17 protein-coding genes are annotated in these 18598 nt (G+C 61.7%); 7 read left to right on the forward strand and 10 right to left on the reverse strand.

The window, feature by feature from the left end; all coding sequences use genetic code 11:
* Nucleotides 1-312: 312 nt before the first annotated feature.
* Both HPY64_15470 and HPY64_15475 read right to left on the reverse strand, forming a co-directional pair.
* Nucleotides 313-729: a hypothetical protein gene (locus tag HPY64_15470; GenBank protein ID NPV68541.1), complete on the reverse strand. Its 417-nt coding sequence runs from the start codon at nucleotides 727-729 to the stop codon at nucleotides 313-315.
* Between the two features lie 43 nt (nucleotides 730-772).
* Nucleotides 773-1366 carry a sigma-70 family RNA polymerase sigma factor gene (locus HPY64_15475; GenBank protein ID NPV68542.1) on the reverse strand — a complete coding sequence of 198 codons (594 nt, stop codon included), beginning with the start codon at nucleotides 1364-1366 and terminating at the stop codon, nucleotides 773-775.
* Nucleotides 1367-1524: 158 nt separating this feature from the next.
* Here HPY64_15475 and HPY64_15480 point away from each other — a divergent pair, with 158 nt between their 5' ends.
* On the forward strand, nucleotides 1525-2313 hold the full coding sequence (locus HPY64_15480) for a hypothetical protein (GenBank protein ID NPV68543.1): 789 nt from the start codon (nucleotides 1525-1527) through the stop codon (nucleotides 2311-2313).
* On the opposite strand, the gene HPY64_15485 is transcribed toward HPY64_15480, so the two are convergent.
* A complete protein-coding gene (locus tag HPY64_15485) occupies nucleotides 2310-4712 on the reverse strand; it encodes a DUF4131 domain-containing protein (protein ID NPV68544.1) in 2403 nt (800 codons plus the stop codon). The genes HPY64_15480 and HPY64_15485 overlap by 4 nt on opposite strands.
* A gap of 211 nt (nucleotides 4713-4923) precedes the next feature.
* Between HPY64_15485 and sucC the strand changes: the two genes are divergently transcribed.
* The 5 genes from sucC to rsmD all read left to right on the forward strand — a co-directional run bounded on the left by sucC (nucleotide 4924) and on the right by rsmD (nucleotide 8982).
* The gene (sucC, locus tag HPY64_15490; GenBank protein ID NPV68545.1) at nucleotides 4924-6081 is read left to right on the forward strand and encodes an ADP-forming succinate--CoA ligase subunit beta; all 1158 of its coding nucleotides are present in this window, start codon (nucleotides 4924-4926) and stop codon (nucleotides 6079-6081) included.
* 1 nt (nucleotide 6082) lies between these two features.
* Nucleotides 6083-6943, forward strand: a complete 861-nt coding sequence (gene sucD, locus HPY64_15495) for a succinate--CoA ligase subunit alpha (protein ID NPV68546.1) — start codon at nucleotides 6083-6085, stop codon at nucleotides 6941-6943.
* A gap of 163 nt (nucleotides 6944-7106) precedes the next feature.
* The gene (locus HPY64_15500) at nucleotides 7107-7406 is read left to right on the forward strand and encodes a tetratricopeptide repeat protein (protein NPV68547.1); all 300 of its coding nucleotides are present in this window, start codon (nucleotides 7107-7109) and stop codon (nucleotides 7404-7406) included.
* A 7-nt stretch (nucleotides 7407-7413) separates the two neighbouring features.
* Entirely contained in the window at nucleotides 7414-8409 is a 996-nt protein-coding gene (locus HPY64_15505) for a uroporphyrinogen decarboxylase (GenBank protein ID NPV68548.1), read from the forward strand.
* A gap of 9 nt (nucleotides 8410-8418) precedes the next feature.
* A complete protein-coding gene (gene rsmD, locus HPY64_15510) occupies nucleotides 8419-8982 on the forward strand; it encodes a 16S rRNA (guanine(966)-N(2))-methyltransferase RsmD (protein ID NPV68549.1) in 564 nt (187 codons plus the stop codon).
* A gap of 34 nt (nucleotides 8983-9016) precedes the next feature.
* Here rsmD and HPY64_15515 read toward each other — a convergent pair whose 3' ends face one another.
* Nucleotides 9017-10483, reverse strand: coding sequence for a CCA tRNA nucleotidyltransferase (locus tag HPY64_15515; GenBank protein ID NPV68550.1), 1467 nt, complete (start codon nucleotides 10481-10483; stop codon nucleotides 9017-9019).
* Nucleotides 10480-11052, reverse strand: coding sequence for a hypoxanthine phosphoribosyltransferase (gene hpt / locus HPY64_15520; protein NPV68551.1), 573 nt, complete (start codon nucleotides 11050-11052; stop codon nucleotides 10480-10482). The genes HPY64_15515 and hpt overlap by 4 nt, the downstream gene beginning before the upstream one ends.
* A 158-nt stretch (nucleotides 11053-11210) precedes the next feature.
* Between hpt and greA the strand changes: the two genes are divergently transcribed.
* Nucleotides 11211-11681, forward strand: a complete 471-nt coding sequence (gene greA, locus HPY64_15525) for a transcription elongation factor GreA (GenBank protein NPV68552.1) — start codon at nucleotides 11211-11213, stop codon at nucleotides 11679-11681.
* A gap of 81 nt (nucleotides 11682-11762) precedes the next feature.
* On the opposite strand, the gene HPY64_15530 is transcribed toward greA, so the two are convergent.
* The 5 genes from HPY64_15530 to rimM form a co-directional block, all read right to left on the reverse strand.
* Entirely contained in the window at nucleotides 11763-12944 is a 1182-nt protein-coding gene (locus tag HPY64_15530; protein NPV68553.1) for a hypothetical protein, read from the reverse strand.
* A 217-nt stretch (nucleotides 12945-13161) separates the two neighbouring features.
* The gene (topA, locus tag HPY64_15535) at nucleotides 13162-15561 is read right to left on the reverse strand and encodes a type I DNA topoisomerase (protein NPV68554.1); all 2400 of its coding nucleotides are present in this window, start codon (nucleotides 15559-15561) and stop codon (nucleotides 13162-13164) included.
* Between the two features lie 41 nt (nucleotides 15562-15602).
* The gene (locus HPY64_15540) at nucleotides 15603-16718 is read right to left on the reverse strand and encodes a mannose-1-phosphate guanylyltransferase (protein NPV68555.1); all 1116 of its coding nucleotides are present in this window, start codon (nucleotides 16716-16718) and stop codon (nucleotides 15603-15605) included.
* A 49-nt stretch (nucleotides 16719-16767) separates the two neighbouring features.
* Complete coding sequence (dprA, locus tag HPY64_15545) at nucleotides 16768-17976, reverse strand: DNA-protecting protein DprA (protein ID NPV68556.1); 1209 nt, start codon at nucleotides 17974-17976, stop codon at nucleotides 16768-16770.
* Nucleotides 17977-18007: 31 nt separating this feature from the next.
* Nucleotides 18008-18592 carry a 16S rRNA processing protein RimM gene (rimM, locus tag HPY64_15550; protein ID NPV68557.1) on the reverse strand — a complete coding sequence of 195 codons (585 nt, stop codon included), beginning with the start codon at nucleotides 18590-18592 and terminating at the stop codon, nucleotides 18008-18010.
* Nucleotides 18593-18598 lie beyond the last annotated feature (6 nt).

Raw genomic sequence — 18598 nt, forward strand, 5'->3', positions numbered from 1 at the left:
CAACTGGCGCTCAACATTATCAAAAAGGACTCTTCCAAGGGAAGTATCCGCACCAAACGCTTCAAGGCCGGCCTTGATATCACCTTCCTTGAACGGTTACTGGAACAAATTTGATGCAATCGCCCTGCGGGGGGTGTGCTACCAGTGCCGCTCTGCTGGCAGCAAGGCGTGGCATAGAGCAGTCCTGCTGTCAGATGGTCTGCAGGCAGGCTGTGACCAGAGGAATAAAGCACTCCGGCTGAGGGAAGGAGAATACCCCGCCTGAGGTGTTATGCCGGGGGTATGAGGCTGGCCCAGGGGATGACCGCTGGATCAGGCCACCATTTCGCGGGTGGTCTCGTCCCGCTGACGATTGCTGAGCAGATGCGACAGGGAGCGTGCTGTCAGGTAGAACAGGGTCAGTCCGCCAATGCCGGCGGCGATCTTGGTGCGGTTTGACATGGGTGGGATGCGTCTGGGTACGGAGAGCGCCACCCGGCTCCACCAGCCCCGACCGGTCTGGCGGCGTTGCAGCACCAGTTCGTTATAGAGACTCTTGACAAAGGCCTCTGATGGCGTGACCTCGACCAGCGCAGCCCGGAGCCGATCGCTCAGAGCGACCAGATCGGCGATCTCAGCGTAGGTGAGGTTGTAGCGGCGCAGCAGGGCGGACAGTGACGCCGTGCCCTCGACGTAGTCCATCAGAAAGTTGGCAATTTGCGCGTCCTGCGGTGCGGAGGATATAGCCATAATCCGTGATACCTTCCTGCGAATGACGTGCGGATCGATCCGGTCAGGTTTCCGTTTCAGATTGCTGGTGAAGGCCCCTGGATAGCTCCTTGCGCAACGCCAGCAGTGTCCGGTGATACAGCGATTTCACAGCGCCTTCGGTGCGGTCCATGATCTGGCCGATCTCGGCGTTGGAGAGACGTTCCACGTATTTCAGGATGATCAGCTGCTGGCGTTCCTCCGGCAAGGCCCGGAGGGCATTCAGCAGCGCTTCCTTTTCTTCATCGGTTTCGTACTGGTCATCGGGCGGTTCCTCATGCAGGCCGGAGCCAAAATAATCCTCCAGCGAGATGATCTGCCGCCGCCCACGATCTCGATGCCAGTTGGCGACAAGGTTATGCGCAATCCGGTACAGCCAGGCTGAGAACGGGATTCCCCGGTCGGTATACGAGTCGATATGTCCATAGGCCCGGTAGAAAACCCGCGCCGTCAGATCTTCGGCGTCATGGTGGTTGTTGGTGCGGTAGTAGATGTAGCTGTAGATTTTTCTGACGTACCGCCTGTATAATTCGCCAAACGCCTCGGAATCGTCTCGCGCCCAGCGCACCAGTTGAGCATCATCGGCATGCTCGTAGTCTCTGGTAACGGGCTTTTCCATAGTGAAGAACACTCTCTCTGCTACAAGGTTACGCCAGCAGCGATGACCGAGGCTTCGCGCGTTTTGCCTGCAGGCCCAGTATACCGCGCGGTCATACTGGCGGCTACCGGCGCCTGGAGAGGGTCAAGGGAGCGACCAAGTCCTGCTAAGGAGTATCGATGATGAAGCGTCTATTCAGCGCACTGCTGCTTGCAGTGGTGATTCTGTCGTGCCTGCCGGCCAGCTTACAGGCGCAGAGCGATCTGCGGCTGGCTTCCCTGCGGGTGGGACTCTGGCCAGAGTATGATCAGCCAGCGTTGCTGGTCATTTACTGGGGCCAACTGGCTCCGGAAACATCCTACCCTGCTACGGTGCGGCTGCGCATGCCAGCGCGGGTGGCCGTTCCGCACGTGGTGGCCGCCCAGAATGGTCCCGACCAGGCTATCGATGAAGTGGACTACACAAGCGTGGTCGAAGGGGACTGGCGCGTGATCACGTTCCAGGCAGGCGGGCCGCAATTCCAGTTTGAGTACTACGATACGTTGACGCGCCAGGGGACGCGCCGGACAGGGGAATTTACCTGGCCCGGCGATTATGCCGTCGATAGCCTGTCAGTGGAGTTGCAGGAGCCGCCGGGGGCGCAGGAGGTGACCACGCAGCCGGCCCTGCAGATCATGCAGACCAGCCCTGAGGATGGGCTGGTCTACCGTGGCGGCGGTTTTGGTGCGCTTCAGGCCGGGCAATCGCTGACAATCCAGGTCGGCTACACCCGTACCCGCGAGGAACTAACGACAGCGCTGCTGACCGCAAACCGGACAACCGCGGCTACACCCTCGACGGCGGCGGCCCCTAGTGGGACGGACGTCATCCTGCTGGTGATGGTGGCAGTGGTGTTTTTCCTGTTGGGGGCGGCGGCTATGCGGGTGGCGATCAACCTGCAAGCGCTAAACCGGCAGCGCCGGCGTTAGCCAGTAGTTGAACTCAGGGGCACATCCCGGTCATGTTCCGGGGTAATCCACAACGTCTGACCGTCGGTGACGATGCTGATGACTCCGTGCACGTCGGTACGGTAGAGCGGGGTCACGCCCAGCCGGTCAAGCACCGCTGCTGCCGGGTGGCCGTAGCGGTTGCCGGGATCGACCTGGACGACGGCGACCTGTGGCGCAACAGCCTGCAGAAAGCCCGCGCTGGATACGCGGTCAGAGCCGTGCGAGGGCAACTGCAGTACTGTCGAGGCCAGTCGGTGGCTGCTGTCAAGCAGCCTTGCCTCGGCTTCCGCGCTGAGATCGGGCGTCAGCAGGAAGGAGGCTGCGCCGTAAGTCAGGCGCAACACCAGTCCTGCGTCATCCGGGTCGCTGGTGGGGGCAGGTGGCCGGGGTGGATGCAATACTTCCAGCGTGACGCCGTCGCTGGTTTCAAGCCGGTAACCCGTATGGACAGGCAGGACGGGTATCTGGCGCCCCGCCAGCATGGTCTTCAGCGCAAGATAGCTGTCAGTGCTGCCGTCCTGGCCATTGGTCAGCACCTGGCCGACATGATACCGTTGCAGCAGGGCAGGGAGGGCAGCTGACTGATTGTCCTTGGGCTGTGTAAGGATTAATACGGCAATCTCTCGATCCCAGAATGGCAGACGGTCGCCAAGCGCTGTGAGCAGCCGGGTAGGGTACTGCCCGCCGTCGATCAGGATGTGCGCTCCTGCAGGCGTCTGGATCAGGACGCCGTTGCTGTGGCCGGTGTCCAGGAAATGCACATGCAAACGGCCATCGGGCAGCGCCAGCGCTCCCAGCCACAACAGGCCGGCTGCCGTAGCTCCGCTGCCAAGCAGCAACAGGGCAGGCGCGCGCCCCTTCAGGAAGCGGCTCAGCGATCTGGGCCAGCCGGGGCGTATCCCCTGCAGGATGAGCGCAATCAGCAGCGCGAGGAAGAAAGCTCCAACTACGCCGTCGCTGATTTGCAGGTTGATGCTGGCTCCCGGAAGATCGCCCAGGAAGCGCACCACCAGCGTTGTCCAGCGCAGCAGTAGCCAGGCTCCCCAGAACAAGGGTTGACCCAGCAGGGGCGCGACCAGCCCGATCAGCGTTGCCAGCCCGCCCAGGATCAGCAGCAGCGGCTGAACAGGCAGGATCAACAGGTTAGCCAGCGGTGAGACCAGCGACAGGCGTCCGAAGTACAGGGCGATGAGCGGCAGCGTCGTGATCTGGGCGGCCAGGGTGACGATCAGCGGTTCGCTGAGCAGACGCAACAGCCGGCTGACCGTTTCGGTGGGGAAGAGTGGCGTCAATAGCTGCCGGAAGCCATTCTCCAGCGGCGTTGCCAGTAGAGTCAGGCCGAGGATAGCCGCCAGACTGAGTTGAAAACCCACATCCCATAGCACATACGGCTCGAACAGACTCATGACCAGCGTGGCAAATGCCAGCGACGCCGGCACATAGACGCGCCGGTTGAATAGAGGGGCCAGGATCAGCAGGCCGCTCATCACCGCTGCCCGCAGAACAGCGGGGTCCGCCCCAACGAATGCCGTATACGCTCCAACAGCCAGCAGGCTGAGCGTGGCGTTCAGGCGGCGGCGAGCCGGCCACAACAGCGTCAGCCCGCGGCTGAGCAGGCCGGCGATCAGGGTCATGTTGAAGCCGGAGATAGCGATGATGTGCGCGCTGCCAGTGGCGTTGAACGCTTCCCGCACTTCTGTCGCAATGCCGGTTTCTACCCCCAGTAGAATCCCGGTCAGGAGGGAAGCCTCCGGTTCCGGGACGGCACTGGCAATGAGGGTTTGCGCCCGGCTCTTCAGGGCAAAGAGCGCACTCAGCAAAGGGCTGCCCTGGCCGCTGGCCATGACGATCACGCGGGCGTTGGGGACAAGGGTGAAAATGCCCCGCCGGGCCAGATAGTCCTGGTAGGAGAAGTCATCGAATTCGGGGGGAGTGAGTGGCGCCCCGGAAAAGCGGATGCGATCGCCGTAAGCATAAGCTCCGTAGCGTGGCGCCTGCACCAGCGCGATGCCTGTCACCGGTTCTGCCATACTGGAGGTCAGACGCGCTTCCACATCGACGCGCAGATTCACGTGCCGGTCGCGGATATCTGGCTCATCGGTGATGACGCCGATGAAGGTCTGCCAGCCCTGTCCGTTGTAATGGACCAGCGCATCGGGGCCGGGCGGGGTTATGACAGCCGTCATTCGCAGCATCCCCAGCAAGGCGGCCAGGACACATAGCAGGAACAGGCGCAGCCCGCGATCACGCCGCAACAGCACTGTGCCGGCAGCGCTTCCCAGGGTTAGCAGCAGGAGAAGATCTGGATTCAGTCCGGCTGATGAGCTGGCCAGGAGCAGTCCGGTCGCCCAGGCCAGAGTCAGGTAGATTAGCGTCATGGTCTGAACGGGAAAACAGACTTACGTGCCGAACGCCATTCGGGGCAGAAGTATACCCCGGCCCGATGTTTCTTGCTGAGTTTCGGTCGGCTTGCCGCTACTCTACGGCGCTTGAATGGGCGGGTGGCGGGCGCTATACTCTGACTTGATTTGTGTTTTTTGGAACAGCCTGCAACAGTGCCCGTACGCTTCAAGACTGGAGACGCGGTCCGTGAATTTGCACGAGTACCAATCCAAGCGACGCTTTGAGGAATTTGGCATCCCGGTTCCTCACGGAAGGCTGGCTGAAACACCCCTGGAGGCGCGGCTCATCGCGCAGGAACTGGGCAGCCCGGTTGTTGTCAAGGCGCAAGTGCTCACCGGCGGGCGGGGGAAGGCCGGTGGGGTCAAGCTGGCCCGGACGCTCGAAGAGGCGGAAACCGTTGCGGGCCAGATTCTAGGGATGAACATCCGGGGGCACACTGTTCGCAAGGTGCTGGTCGATCCCGCCGTAACGATCAGGCAGGAGATTTATCTGGGCATTACCAATGATCGCCTGGCGCGGATGCCGGTGATCATGTGCAGTGCGGAAGGCGGTATGGACATCGAACAGGTCAACCGCGAACGGCCGGAGGCGATCATCCGCGAACACATCAATCCGCTGCTTGGACTGCGCGGGTACCAGATCAACGCCCTGGCTGCCGGGATTGAACTGCCATACGATCTGTGGCGGCAGTTCCAGCGTGTCGCGCAGGGGCTGTATCGCTGCTACACCGCCAGCGACGCGACCCTCTGCGAGATTAACCCGCTGGTGATCACTGGAGACGGCAACCTGTTGGCGCTGGACGGTAAGATGTCGATCGACGACAACAGCCTCTTTCGTCATCCCGATCTGGCGGCGCTGCGCGATACGGAGGCCGAGCCACCGGAGGAGACCAAAGCCCGCGAGGCCGGTCTGAGTTATGTCAAGCTGGATGGGCAGATCGGCTGTCTGGTTAATGGGGCGGGGCTGGCCATGGCCACGATGGATATGACCAGCATCTATGGCGAGGCCGATGGCATTGGCCCGGCCAATTTCCTGGATATTGGCGGTGGAGCTGACGCGAAAACAGTGGCCGCAGCCCTGCGTATCATCCTGGCCGATCCCAATGTTAAGGCGATCCTGCTCAACATCTTCGGCGGGATCACACGGGCGGATGAAGTCGCCAGGGGAGTCATCCAGGCGTTTTCCGAATTCGAGACCGATATTCCCAAGGTGGTTCGGCTGGTAGGGACGAATGAACAGCTGGGGCGCCAGCTGCTGGAGGAGGCGCACATCCCCAACATGATCACGGCAACGACGCTATCCGAAGCGGCCCAGAAAGCCGTTGCGGCAGTGAAGGGGGCATAGCATGGCCATTCTGATTGACCGCAATACGCGGCTGCTGGTGCAGGGCATTACAGGGCAGCAGGGACTGTTCCATACCCGCCAGATGATCGCCTATGGCACGAATGTAGTGGGTGGTGTTACGCCGGGCAAGGGTGGCCAGTGGGTGGAAGGCAAGCCCGTTTTTGATACTGTGCGAACGGCCAGGGAAGCCACCGGAGCCAATACCAGTGTGATCTATGTTCCTGCCCCTGCCGCAGCGGATGCCATCCTGGAAGCAATCGATGCCGGGATCGAGTTGATTGTTGCCATTACAGAGGGGATTCCCATCCAGGACATGATGATGGTGCGCCGGGTGCTGGAGCAGTCGTCGTCCCGCCTGGTAGGTCCTAACTGTCCCGGCCTGCTCACCCCCGGTCAGTCCAAGGTCGGCATTATGCCGGGCCATATTGCCATGCCCGGTTCGGTGGGGGTAGTGTCGCGCAGCGGTACCCTGACGTATGAAGCAATCTATGCCCTGACCCGGCGAGGAATCGGGCAGAGCACCTGCGTGGGCATCGGCGGCGATCCGATCAATGGCACGAATTTCATCGATGTGCTCCAGATGTTTGAAGAGGATCCCGACACGGATAAGGTTGTGCTGATCGGCGAGATCGGTGGCACTGACGAACAGAAGGCAGCAGCTTACATTGCCCAGCACATGACCAAGCCGGTAGTGGCGTTCATCGCAGGCCGCAAAGCACCTGAAGGCCGGACGATGGGCCATGCCGGGGCGATTGTGGAAGGCGGGGTTGGGACGGCGGCGGAGAAGATCGCCCGCTTCAACGAAGTCGGGGTGCCAGTGGCGGAGACACCGGATCAGATCGCTGATCTGGTGTATGCCTGATAGCAGGCAAAAGGCCACACTCCCGCCAGATTGCACGATGGTATGCGTTGCGGAGTCGGGCCTAGGAAGTGCATAGCGTGGCTTTGGCAGGGTGCTGCTGGCAGGCTATAATCCTGCCAGTGCTGCCTTGTGTCCTTAGGGCATGTTTTCATGGAGGTTGTCCATGTCAGACAGAGGGAACAGTCCCATGGGCCGCGCCTGGCGTTCGCATTCGGTAGGCCGCGACGACACTGCAATCGAGGAATTCCGCAAGCTGGTCGCCGCTGCACCGGATGACATTGATGCGCTGTACGGGTTGGGCATGGCGCTGCGCAGTGCCGGGCAGGGGCAGGAAGCCCGCGAGATTTTCAATAAGGTGTTGGCGTTGCTTTCCAAGCAGGAAGCCAGCACTGACGATGACGCTAACCGACTTCAGATGTTGCGCCGGATGACTCAGCAGCAACTTTCCCTGATCAAAGGCTGATTGGGCGATGCTTTCCAAGCGCGAAAGGCTGGAAAGAACCTTCGCCGGAGAGGAAACGGACCGCGTGCCGGTGGCCCTATGGCGACACTGGCCCGGTGACGACCAGCGAGCGGCTGATCTGGCGGCCTCGACGCTGGAGTTCCAGCGGCGCTATGACTGGGATTTTGTCAAGATCTCTCCAGCCAGTAGCTTTTGCCTGACGGATTACGGCGTGCAGGATCGCTGGGTTGGCAACCTGGAAGGGACCCGCGAGTACACCCGGCATGTGGTGAACCGTACGCTGGACTGGACGGCGCTGCGCGTGCTGGATCCGCGGCGGGGGGCGCTGGGCCGGCAACTGGAGGCAACGCGCCTGATCCTGGATGGCCTGCCGGAAGATGTCCCGGCTATCCACACAATCTTCAGCCCGCTGGCCCAGGCGCGGCATCTGGTGGGCGCGCAGGAGATGCTGATTGAGCATATCCGCACTGCCCCGGAACGGGTGCACACCGGCCTGAATATTATCACGGAAAGCACGCTGCGCTTCCTCAGCGAACTGGGTCGCACGCGCCTGGCCGGGATCTATTACGCAGTGCAGCTGGCGAACTACGCCTTCCTGACTGAAGAGGAATACCGTACCTTTGGCCGCCCGTACGATTTGCGCATCCTGGAAGCACTGAGCAGCAAATGGTGGTTTAACATGCTCCATTTGCACGGCGACGAGCTGCCGATGTTCGACCTGTTTGTGGATTACCCGGTGCAGGCAATCAACTGGCACGATTGCGACGCCGGGCCTGATCTGGCTACCGCCAAGACCAGGTTCTCCGGCGCGGTATGCGGAGGGTTATCTCACTGGAATCCTGTCCACAATGGCACACCGGCTGAAATTCGAGAGCAGGTGCTCAGGGCGCTGGAGCAAACCGGCCGGCGGCGCTTTATCCTCTCAACTGGCTGTGTGATGATGATCACCACACCCTGGTCGAATATCCGCGCCATCCGGGAATCTGTCGAAGCCTCTGCCTGAGGGAAGCCAATCGTGTCCATGCGGGTGATTGCTGGGAAGGCTAAAGGGCGTTCGCTGAAGATGGTGCCCGGCACAGGGACGCGCCCGATCATGGATCGGGTCAAAGAGGCGCTGTTCAACATCCTGTGGGCCGAAGTACCCGGTAGCGCCTGGCTGGACCTTTTCGCCGGGACCGGGGCGGTGGGCATCGAAGCGCTCAGCCGCGGGGCAGCCAGGGTGGTTTTTGTCGACAGCGCAGGGTTGGCAATCAGAACGATCCAGGAGAATCTGGCCCGCACAGGGTTGGCAGAGGGCGCCCAGGTGATCCAGGCCGATGCTTTCAGCTACCTGAGCCGTCCGGCTGCCCAGCAGTTTGATGTGGTCTACATCGCCCCGCCACAGTACCAGGGGCTGTGGCAGAAGGCGCTGCTCAAGCTGGACGAACGCCCGGACTGGCTGAATCCGGAAGCGATAGTGGTGGTGCAAATCGACCCTCGCGAACAGGAAACTATCACCCTCAGGACGCTGGAAGCCTACGATGAACGTCGCTACGGGCAGACGCTGCTGTGGTTCTTCGAGCATCCGGGGCAATGAGCAGTAGAGCATAGCACCGGCAACAGCCCCGCGCCTAGCGGGGCTGTTTGTTGGCCCGGATTTGCCTGGCCAGGGTGAGCGCCTCGGGGGTCGTTGAAATCTCGCCTGCCGCCTGCGCTTCACGAATTTGCTCCAGCAGGTCGCCGACTTCCGGCCCGGCCTGAAGGCCCAGCCGGCGCATAAGATCGCGGCCAGTGACGAGCGTCGGCAGGTCGGTGATGCGCGGGGTTCCGTCAGGGGGGAAGTACCCTTCCAGCAGCACGCTGATGCTTTCCAGATAGTGGCTCCAGTCGGCAGTGGCAAGCGTTGGACCAGCGGCGGCCAGATAGCTGGCCAGACCCAGCAGACAGGCGTCTACCCCTGCCGGGCCGCAATCCCGCCAGAAGCGGTAGATCTCCCGCCGCGTGATCGCTGGCTGGGCCGCCAGTTGATCCGGCCACCATGTGCAACGAACAACGGCCTGTAACCGTTCGATCTCATGCCGGCTCAGGCGCAAGGCCTCGCCACGCATCGCAACGGCTTCCGCCGGAGATGCCAGCAACAGGGCGGCCAGCATCAGCAGGGCGGCATGGGCGCGCTCGTTGGGCCACTGCTGGCGCAGGTGTTCTTGCAACGCGGCGCGGAAGCGATCCAGGTAGTAGACGATCATCCCCAGGCCGACCTGAGCAGCTGTGCTATCCGTCCGGGCCGGGCTGATCGTCTGCAGGATAGCTTCCAGCCGGTCAATGATCTGGAGGGTGTGGGTCCAGGCATCAGCCGGGAGGGCCGACGGGCAGGATGCGCCGCGGAGCGCTTCCACCTCCGGGATCACCAGCCTCAACAGTCCCAGGGTGTCCAGCGAGCGCAGGGCGGCAGCCGGACGCTGCCCACCAAGCAAAGCCATGAACTCGTCGCGTACCCGTTCCGGGGAAACGCGGGTGAGGCCCGGCCCTTCCCGGCGGATGTCGGCCAGGGTTTCAGGCTCGATATGCAGCCTGAAACGGACGCTCAGGCGGATGGCGCGCAGCGCCCGTACGGGATCGCTGGCGATCGCGTGCGGGCTGCAACGGCGCAGAAGGCGATTCTGGGCGTCGTGCAGGCCCTGCAGTGGATCGATCACGTCATCGCCAATGGCACGCAGCGGAGCAGCTGCGGCGTTCAGGGTGAAGTCGCGTCCGGTCAGGTCATCCAGCAGACTGCCGCCGCGGAAGTTAGCAACGTCGACGATGACCTGCTGTCCTTCAGCCTGGACGAGTGCCCGCCCGGTCTCGCGTTCCGGGTCAAGACGGTAGAACGCGCCGTTGAGGGCGTTGGCAATGCGGCGGGCAATGCGAAAAGCATCCTGAGCGGCCACCAGATCAATGTCGTGTGCCGGTAGTCCCCAGAAGGCGTCACGGACGACGCCGCCGACCAGGTAAATCTCCTGCGGGTCATCAGCGAGGATGCGCTGCAGGGTATAGACAATGGCGGGCCAGTGAAGGGGGCGTGGGGACGGCCGGGGTGCCAGAAGCAAATCAGTCATGCGTCTGCCGATTGGCTCGCGTATGCCTCCGCACGGACAACGCCGATGAAAGGCAGGTTGCGGTAGTATTCGTCGAGGTCCAGGCCGTAGCCGAACACGAATTTATTGGGAATCTCGAAGCCAATGTAATCCACCTTGATATCGATCTCGCGGCGCTCGCGCTTGCTGAGCAGGGTGCAAATCTTCACATCCGCCGGCTGGCGTGCTTCCAGCGTGCGCAGGATGTAGCTGAGGGTATGGCCGCTGTCGATGATGTCTTCGACGATCAGCAGGTGGCGGTTGGCAATATCCGTATGAAGGTCCATCTCGATGCGGACGGCGCCGGAGGATTGCCGCGCCTGGGCGCCATAGCTGGAGACGGCCATGAAGTCAATGTGATGCGGTATGTCAATATGGCGCATCAAATCCGTGAGAAACAGAACACCGCCTTTGAGGATGCAGATCAGCAGCAGGTCAGTCATCCCGGCATAGTCACGGGAGATTTGCTGGCCAAGTTCGGCGATGCGTTTTTGCAGCGTTGCTTCGTCAATCAGAATTTCCTGCAGATATTCCTGGTAAGGTCTGGGCATGCGAGCCTCACTGCCGGGTTGGTATGGACAGGATAGCCAGATAGCAGGTATTATACCCAGATTATCAGGGGCGGCGGACAGTTTTGTGCATCTTGACCTGCCTCTTCAAAGGATGTACCCTATCCCATCATTATCACAGTGCTGCAGAGGGAACGGATATGGTAGAGGAAATGTACCTGACTGAAGAAGGCGCGGCCAGGCTGCGGATGGAACTGGAAGAGCTGATCAATGTCAAACGTCCGGAGCTAGCCCGCCGGCTCAGAGAGGCCAAGGAAATGGGAGACCTCTCCGAGAATGCTGACTACATTGATGCCAAAGAACAGCAGGGATTCCTGGAGGGCCGCATCCGTTACATCGAGCATGTGCTGCGCACGGCGGTCATTGTTTCTGACGACGAAGCGGCTGCCGATGTGGTGCGAATCGGTTCTACGGTGACGATCCAGACGCCGGGCGAGTCGCCGGAGACCTATACCATCGTTGGCGCGGCTGAGGCCAGCCCTCGTGATGGGAAGATTTCCCATGAAAGCCCCCTGGGGGCAGCGCTACTGGGGGCCAGAGTGGGGCAGAAGATCACCTACCGTGCTCCGGCAGGCGTCATGAAGTACCACGTGCTGGAGATCCATCAGTAGCCCCGGCTGGAAGGCCTTCTGGACAACACAAAAGCCCTGCGCTCTAGCAGGGCTTCTTGTTGTTTGTAGGCGACGCGAAACCTACATTGCGCCGTAGCGGTCGCCAATGGCTGTCCCTGGGGCGGATGTAGCGCCTTCCTTGGCGTAGGCGGCGATATCCAGGGTCAGATTCTCAAAGTAACTGTTGGGCGCCGGGGTGGGGTCCGCGCCATACTTGAGGGCGCGGATAGTAGCCACAACGCGCAAAGTCTGGGTTTCCAGCACTACTGGGACGCCCGGTTGCGCCAGCACCGCCTCGCCCTTGGCGGCCAGCTTGGAGCGCATGGCGTCGTCGCGGTAGGCGTGCTCGCTCATCAGCACCTTGGTCACAGTGCGGATATCGTTCTTGTCAAACAGCCAGACTTCCACGGCTGCGACTTTCTTAGGTGTGCCGATCCCGACCGTCTCGGAGATGCCCGCGCCGGTTTCTCCCAGGAAGCCGCCCGACTCGTCCTCGATGCTGAATGATTCGTCGTAGTAGTCATCGCCGTGCAGGTAGGTGGAGACAAACTGGCGGATAGGTGGCGCGCCGACCTGCGGCTGTATGGCTGCCTGAGTCTGTCGCTGCTGAGTGGCTTCCTGAACGATACGGCGACGCTCATGTTCGACACGCCCGACCTCGCTGATGACGCTATCGCCGGGGGCAGCGCGGCGGCGAGAGGGCAACAGGCCGCGGACGATCATGCCGGCGGCCAGGCCGTACATACCCCACAGGATCACACCGAGCGCGCCCACAACCAGCACGACCAGCACCAGCACAACCGGGTTAAGCGTTTGCAGCACGCCATACTGGAGCTTTTGCAGCTCCGGGTTATCCGCGCCTGGGGCAAAACTGCGGATCGCGCTCAGTCGTCCAACCAGGGCCGGGTCACTGCTGTTCTGCGCGATCAGGGTGTCGATGATCGCCTGGGCATTGCCAACACGGGCCAGCATCGCCTGGGCGTGGCTTTGCCCCTGACGACCAAAGATGCTGTACTGATCGGCGACCATCTTGACCCATTCCTCTTTGTAGCTTTGATGCAGATGGATCGGCTCCGCATCTGTCCAGATGGTCGGCGCAATGCCATAAGCCCAGACCAGGCCGGCGACCAGCCCCAGCGTGAAAACCAGCACCCCGATGAGCTGTGGCCGAACACGCTGGATGGTCACGCGCCATTGTTCCAGCGCGGGATTTGCCCCTTTAGGTTGAGCAGGCGGCGTGACGCCCTGTTCGGTAGCTGACATAGTCCTTGACCTTTCTCGGCAAGTGAGCAGTCTGCAGCAGCGGACTGGTGGTTCACCAGGTTGGACGATTCTGGAATACGCTTATTCTACTGGCTGGCAGGGGCCAGCACAACCACGCGGACGGGCTGCTTCACACTATATACAAAACGCCTGTGAATGCAAGCAAAAACGGGGCTGAGTCACCGAGCGACCCAGCCCTGTTGAACGGAAAACGGCGTTATTCCTGGGAGGTGGCGATGCCCTCGGTGGCCTGTTCCGGCAGGTCGTCACGCCTGTACTGCTGCCCGCAGGCAGTGCACAGGGCGTGGTTCTTGTTCTGCTCGACAAGCAGACCACCACAGTTGGGGCAGGGGGAGGGCAGGGGGCGTTTCCAGGTGGTGAAGTTGCAGGCGGGGTAGTTGGCGCAGCCGTAGAATGTGCGCCCGCCGCGTGTCTTCTTCTCGACCAAGTCGCCGCCATCTACCGGGCAGGCGACGCCGATTTTCTCCAGCCACGGCTCGGTATAGCGACATTCTGGATAGGCCGAACAGCCAATGAATTTGCCGTAGCGCCCATGGCGCAGCACCAACGGGCTGCCGCAGCGGGGGCAGTTGCGGCCAATGGCCTTCTCCTGAACCTGGTTGGGAATGCGCTGCCGCGCCTGCTCCAGTTCGTGGGCAAACGGGCCATAGAACTTGCGCAAGAAGGGAACCCAGTCTTCTTTGCCGGCGGCGATGTGGTCGAGCTGGCTTTCCAGCTTCGCGGTGAAGTTGATATCCATTATCTCCGGGAAGTGCTTGACCAGCAGATCATTGACCAGTTCACCGGTCTCCGTTGGCACCAGGTAGCGACCATCGCGGGTGACGTAATCGCGGTTCTGGATGACAGCGACTGTCGGGGCGTAGGTGCTGGGCCGCCCGATGCCGTTTTCCTCCAGCGCTTTGACCAGGGTGGCCTCAGTATAGCGTGGAGGTGGTTGAGTGAAGTGCTGGGCCGGGAGCAGGCGCAGCAGGCGCAGCAACTCCCCGGTGGCAAGTTCCGGAAGTACCTTACCGATATCATTATCAGGATCGGCCTCCTGATCGGAGGCTTCCTCGTATACGCGCAGGAAGCCGGGGAATTTGAGCTGGCTGCCTGAGGCCCGGAACAGATACGGACGGTCCGGTTGATCTACCGGGCCGGCCAGGATGTCAACACGCTGGGTTGTGTAGACGGCGTTGGCCATCTGACTGGCCACGAATCGCTGCCAGATCAGATTGTAAAGCTGATATTGATCCCGGCTGAGATAGGCTTTCAGACTATCCGGCGTCCGTTCGACGCTGGTCGGGCGGATGGCTTCGTGCGCTTCCTGGGCGCTCTTGGCCCTAGTACGGTAAGTGGGCGGGTGCTTTGGCGCGAAGGATTCGCCGAAGTTCGCCACGATGTAGGCGCGGGCTTCCTGCTGGGCTTCGGCAGCAATGGTGGTGCTGTCCGTGCGCATGTAGGTGATCAACCCGACCTGCAGCGTGCCCAGATCGATGCCCTCGTAAAGCTGCTGGGCGACGCTCATAGTCCGGCGAGCGTTGAAATTCAGGCGGCGGGACGCTTCCTGCTGCAGGGTGCTGGTGGTGAAAGGTGGGGCGGGGCGGCGCTGGCGTGTGCCATGGACGACTTCTTGCACCACGTAAGCACTCTGCTGCAGAACCTCCAGGTGTGGTTTGACCTCTTCCTCAACCCGGAAAGCTGCATCCTGATCGTTGATCTTGATCAACCGTGCTACGAAGCTCTGCGGCTTGTTGCGAGCGCCATTGTTAGCTTTCTGTTTGGCCAGTTCGACATCCAGCGTCCAGTATTCCTCGGGGACGAAGTTCCGGATCTCCCGCTCGCGGTCGACTACCAGCCGGGAGGCGATGCTCTGCACGCGCCCGGCGGAGAGACGGTTACGCACCTTTTGCCACAGCAGTTCGGTGATGTTGTAACCGACCAGCCGATCCAGGATGCGCCGGGCCTGCTGGGCATTCACCAGGTTGGTGTTGATTTTGTGCGGGTGGGCGAAGGCCTCCGCGATGGCCCGCTCGGTGATTTCATGGAAGACCACACGATGGGCGCGGCTTTCGTCGATGTCCGCCGCCGCCATCAGGTGCCAGGCGATGGCTTCGCCTTCGCGGTCAGGGTCGGTAGCCAGATAGATCTCTTTTGCCCTGGCTGCGGCTTCTTTCAGCTCTTTGACCACCTGGCGCTTTTCATTGGGGACGCGATATTCCGGCGCAAAGTCATTCTCCACGTCGACCGACAGACGCGAGCGCAGCAGATCGCGCACATGGCCGACAGAGGCTTTGACCGTGTATCTCTTGCCCAGAAAACGCTGGATGGTACGGGCCTTGGCCGGCGATTCCACGATCACCAGCCGACCATGAAGCGAAACTGGATCGCCAGCAGGCCGGGCATTCTTGTGCCTGGCAGGCTTCTTTCGTCCGTCGCTGGCGGTTGGCTCCGGTTTCGGGAGGTGCGCATGCGCGTCAGTCCTGCCCATGCGAAAGAGTGTCGTCCCGCAGACGGGGCACTTTCCTCGCGTGGCGGGCTTGCCAGCCGCTGTGTATACAGCTTCTGCTCCGGCAAGCTCGCGTTTGGTCTTACACTTCATGCAATATGCCTGCATTGCCTCAGTCATCACTAATCCCAGTTACCCCCGTGTTCCCTTTAAAGATACGCATCAGCGCCTTTATCCCGTAGCTGCTGCACCACTTCCCGCACATCCTGGGCGCGATTGCGGTGGCAAACCAGCACTACATCGTCGGTATCTACAACGACCAGATCTTCTACGCCGATGGTTACCACCAGACGGTTGCTGATGATCAGGGTGTTGGCGGTGTCGATCTGAATGTGCCCCTTGCCCTGTCCACGCGCGACATTGCCGTTTCGATCTGCCGCCAGCACCTCGTACAGGAGTTCCCAGCTTCCCACATCACTCCAGCCAATGTCAACCGGGATCACAGCGATGGCCGACGCCTTTTCCATGATTGCGTAGTCGAGGGAGATGTTGGGCATTTGCTCCCAGAGGGGAGTCAAGCGGGCGGTAAAATCGTCGGAACCCAGGTGCTGCCGCGCCTGTTCGATCAGATTGTAGATATCTGGCCGCTGCCGGGCGAATTCCTCCATAATGTGGCGGCCAGTCCAGATGAACATGCCGCTGTTCCAGCTATAGAGACCGGAACTGACATACCGAAGGGCGGTTTCGATGCCGGGTTTCTCGGTGAAACTGTCAGCCCGGTAGCAGTCGAATCCACTGACTTGGCCAAGCAGTTGCCCACGCTTGATGTACCCGAACTCAATGGCCGGGCGGGATGGCGAGATGCCCAGGGTAACGATCATCGTCTTGCTGGCGGCAAGCTCCGCCGCGGCGGCCAGTACCTCGCGGAAGCGTTCCGTGTTGGCGATATGGTGGTCTGCGGACAGGGCAGCGATCAGCGCATCCGGATCGCGTTCGGTGATGACCATCGTGCCCAGGGCAGCGGCAGGGCCGCTGTTGCGACCGAATGGCTCGATCACGTAATTCTCTAACGGAATCTCCGGCACATCCGCCTGAAGCTTGGGGGCCATCTCTGGGCCGGTGACCACATAGATTCGCTCAGGAGGCAGGAGCGGCTGCAAACGGCGCACCGTGAGCTGGAACATGCTCTGCTGGTCGTCGATGAGCGGCAGCATCTGCTTGGGATGGGATTTGCGGCTGAGCGGCCACAGGCGGGTACCGCCGCCGCCGGCCATGATCAGTGCATAGTAATGGTTGAGAAGATCAGTCATGGTGTAATCACTCATCTCGCTTCCCGTCACTGCCAGATGGCAGTTTGTGGTCGCGTAAAGGTTTTCAGTCCAGTATATAGGGTGCTTTAGGGCCAGCGGCAAGGATGTATTGCATATGGCCCACCTGCCGGATCATGCCTTTGAGTTCCATCAGGGCCAGCGTACTGCTGACCGCTGCCACAGGCAGATTGAGCTGGCGGCACAGATCATCGATGTGCACCGGCTCCGCGCTTAATTGTTGCAGGATCTGACGCTCCTGATCGCTGGAAGGAGCGATCTGGGCGACCTCGACACGGGTCTGGGCGGCTTCCCTCGTCAGGTTCAGTTCGGTCAGGATGTCGTCAATGCTCATGACCAGCCTGGCGCCATCCTGGATCAGGCGGTTGCTTCCTTTGCTGGTGGCGCTGGTCGCCGGGCCGGGGACGGCAAAGACCTCTCGTCCCTGTTCGGCGGCGCTTTCCGCGGTCAGCAGCGCCCCGCTTTTTTCCGGAGCTTCCACAACAACTACCCCCAGCGATAAGCCGCTGATCAGGCGGTTGCGCGGCGGGAAGTTCTTGCTTTCCGCTCCTGTGCCGGGTGGGAATTCCGTCACCAGTGCACCTTGATCAGCGACCTGGCGGGCCAGCTGACGGTGTTCTGGCGGGTAAACCGTGTCGATCCCGCAGGGCAGCACAGCGATGGTGCGCCCGCCAGCCTCAAGCGCACCCTGATGGGCCGCGGCATCGATGCCCAGCGCCAGCCCGCTGACCACCGTCAGCCCTTCTCTGGCCAGGTCAAAAGCCAGCTGGAATGCGGTATCACGGCCATAATGGCTGGCCTTGCGGGTACCAACAAGCGCGATCGCCCAGCGATCGCGGTCAGTCAGCGTGCCCTGGACATACAACACCGGAGGGGCGTCTGGGAGTTCCTTTAGGAGCGGTGGGTAATCGGCGTCTTCAAGGGTGAGGGCCGAGGCTCCCAGGTCGTCCAGCCGGCGCTGGATGGCGTCCAGATCAAGCTTGCGGCGCGTTTCGACCAGGCCGGCGATGGTGCGTTGGTCCAGGCCTGCCCGGGCCAGGCTGTGTTCGTCAGCATGCCAGGCGGCTTCCAGAGAGGGGAAGTACGCGGCCAGCATTTTCAGGCGTGCTGGCCCGATACCCGCGACATGGTTGAACCCGATCCAGTATTTGCGCGCGCTCAAGCGTGCTCCCTCCGCCGGGAACCCCTTGCCGACTGGCCGGGCGCTCTCCGGCGCACAGCGATTGCCGGGCAGACAGGATAGCAGGCCGGACATGGGCTGTCAAGCTGGCGACAGAACAGGGGATTCAGTCCGGCAACAGGCCAGGGAGGAGGGCGACGGTGATCCGGCCGTTCTCCACATCGACTTCGAGCACGACATCCGCGATATCGGGGATGAGCACCTCGCCGCGTAGCCCGCCGGTCACTACGAAGACATCGTTGGCTCCCGTCTCCAGGACATCGGTGACACGACCCAGGTCCTCGCCGGTTGTCGTAACGACACGCGCTCCAAGAACCTGAAAGAGATAGTACTCATCCTCTTCCAGGGGCACGGCGTCGTCCAGGGCCACCATCAGGTACTGGTTACGGTAGGTATCAGCGTCCTCGCGTGTATCGATCCCCTTCAGTGTGATCAGGAGCTGGCCGCGATGGCGGCGTGTCCGCACCACCGTGAAGCCGATCGCTGTCTGCCGGTCGTAAGGGTCGGGGCCGATGAAGACGGTCTCCAGGTCGGCGATGCGCTCAGGGTAGTGGGTGATCACCTGCAGGAGCATCTCACCGCGCACGCCATGCGGGCGCAGGAGCCGGCCCAGTACCAGGAAGGCAGGCTGTGAGGCGGGCTGGCGGCCCGCCTCCGGACGGTTTGCAGGCTGGCGTGGATCAGGGGCCATGGGTCA

The sequence above is a fragment of the Anaerolineae bacterium genome (assembly GCA_013178165.1).
Lineage (GTDB): Bacteria > Chloroflexota > Anaerolineae > Aggregatilineales > Ch27 > Ch27.

Excerpts from the sequence above, each read along its gene's own strand:
- HPY64_15470 (NPV68541.1), bottom strand. The coding sequence starts at position 729 with ATGGCTATATCCTCCGCACCGCAGGACGCGCAAATTGCCAACTTTCTG.
- HPY64_15475 (NPV68542.1), bottom strand. The coding sequence starts at position 1,366 with ATGGAAAAGCCCGTTACCAGAGACTACGAGCATGCCGATGATGCTCAA.
- HPY64_15480 (NPV68543.1), top strand. The coding sequence starts at position 1,525 with ATGATGAAGCGTCTATTCAGCGCACTGCTGCTTGCAGTGGTGATTCTG.
- HPY64_15485 (NPV68544.1), bottom strand. The coding sequence starts at position 4,712 with ATGACGCTAATCTACCTGACTCTGGCCTGGGCGACCGGACTGCTCCTG.
- sucD (NPV68546.1), top strand. The coding sequence starts at position 6,083 with ATGGCCATTCTGATTGACCGCAATACGCGGCTGCTGGTGCAGGGCATT.
- HPY64_15500 (NPV68547.1), top strand. The coding sequence starts at position 7,107 with ATGTCAGACAGAGGGAACAGTCCCATGGGCCGCGCCTGGCGTTCGCAT.
- HPY64_15505 (NPV68548.1), top strand. The coding sequence starts at position 7,414 with ATGCTTTCCAAGCGCGAAAGGCTGGAAAGAACCTTCGCCGGAGAGGAA.
- HPY64_15515 (NPV68550.1), bottom strand. The coding sequence starts at position 10,483 with ATGACTGATTTGCTTCTGGCACCCCGGCCGTCCCCACGCCCCCTTCAC.
- hpt (NPV68551.1), bottom strand. The coding sequence starts at position 11,052 with ATGCCCAGACCTTACCAGGAATATCTGCAGGAAATTCTGATTGACGAA.
- greA (NPV68552.1), top strand. The coding sequence starts at position 11,211 with ATGGTAGAGGAAATGTACCTGACTGAAGAAGGCGCGGCCAGGCTGCGG.
- HPY64_15530 (NPV68553.1), bottom strand. The coding sequence starts at position 12,944 with ATGTCAGCTACCGAACAGGGCGTCACGCCGCCTGCTCAACCTAAAGGG.
- topA (NPV68554.1), bottom strand. The coding sequence starts at position 15,561 with ATGCAGGCATATTGCATGAAGTGTAAGACCAAACGCGAGCTTGCCGGA.
- HPY64_15540 (NPV68555.1), bottom strand. The coding sequence starts at position 16,718 with ATGAGTGATTACACCATGACTGATCTTCTCAACCATTACTATGCACTG.
- dprA (NPV68556.1), bottom strand. The coding sequence starts at position 17,976 with ATGTCCGGCCTGCTATCCTGTCTGCCCGGCAATCGCTGTGCGCCGGAG.
- rimM (NPV68557.1), bottom strand. The coding sequence starts at position 18,592 with ATGGCCCCTGATCCACGCCAGCCTGCAAACCGTCCGGAGGCGGGCCGC.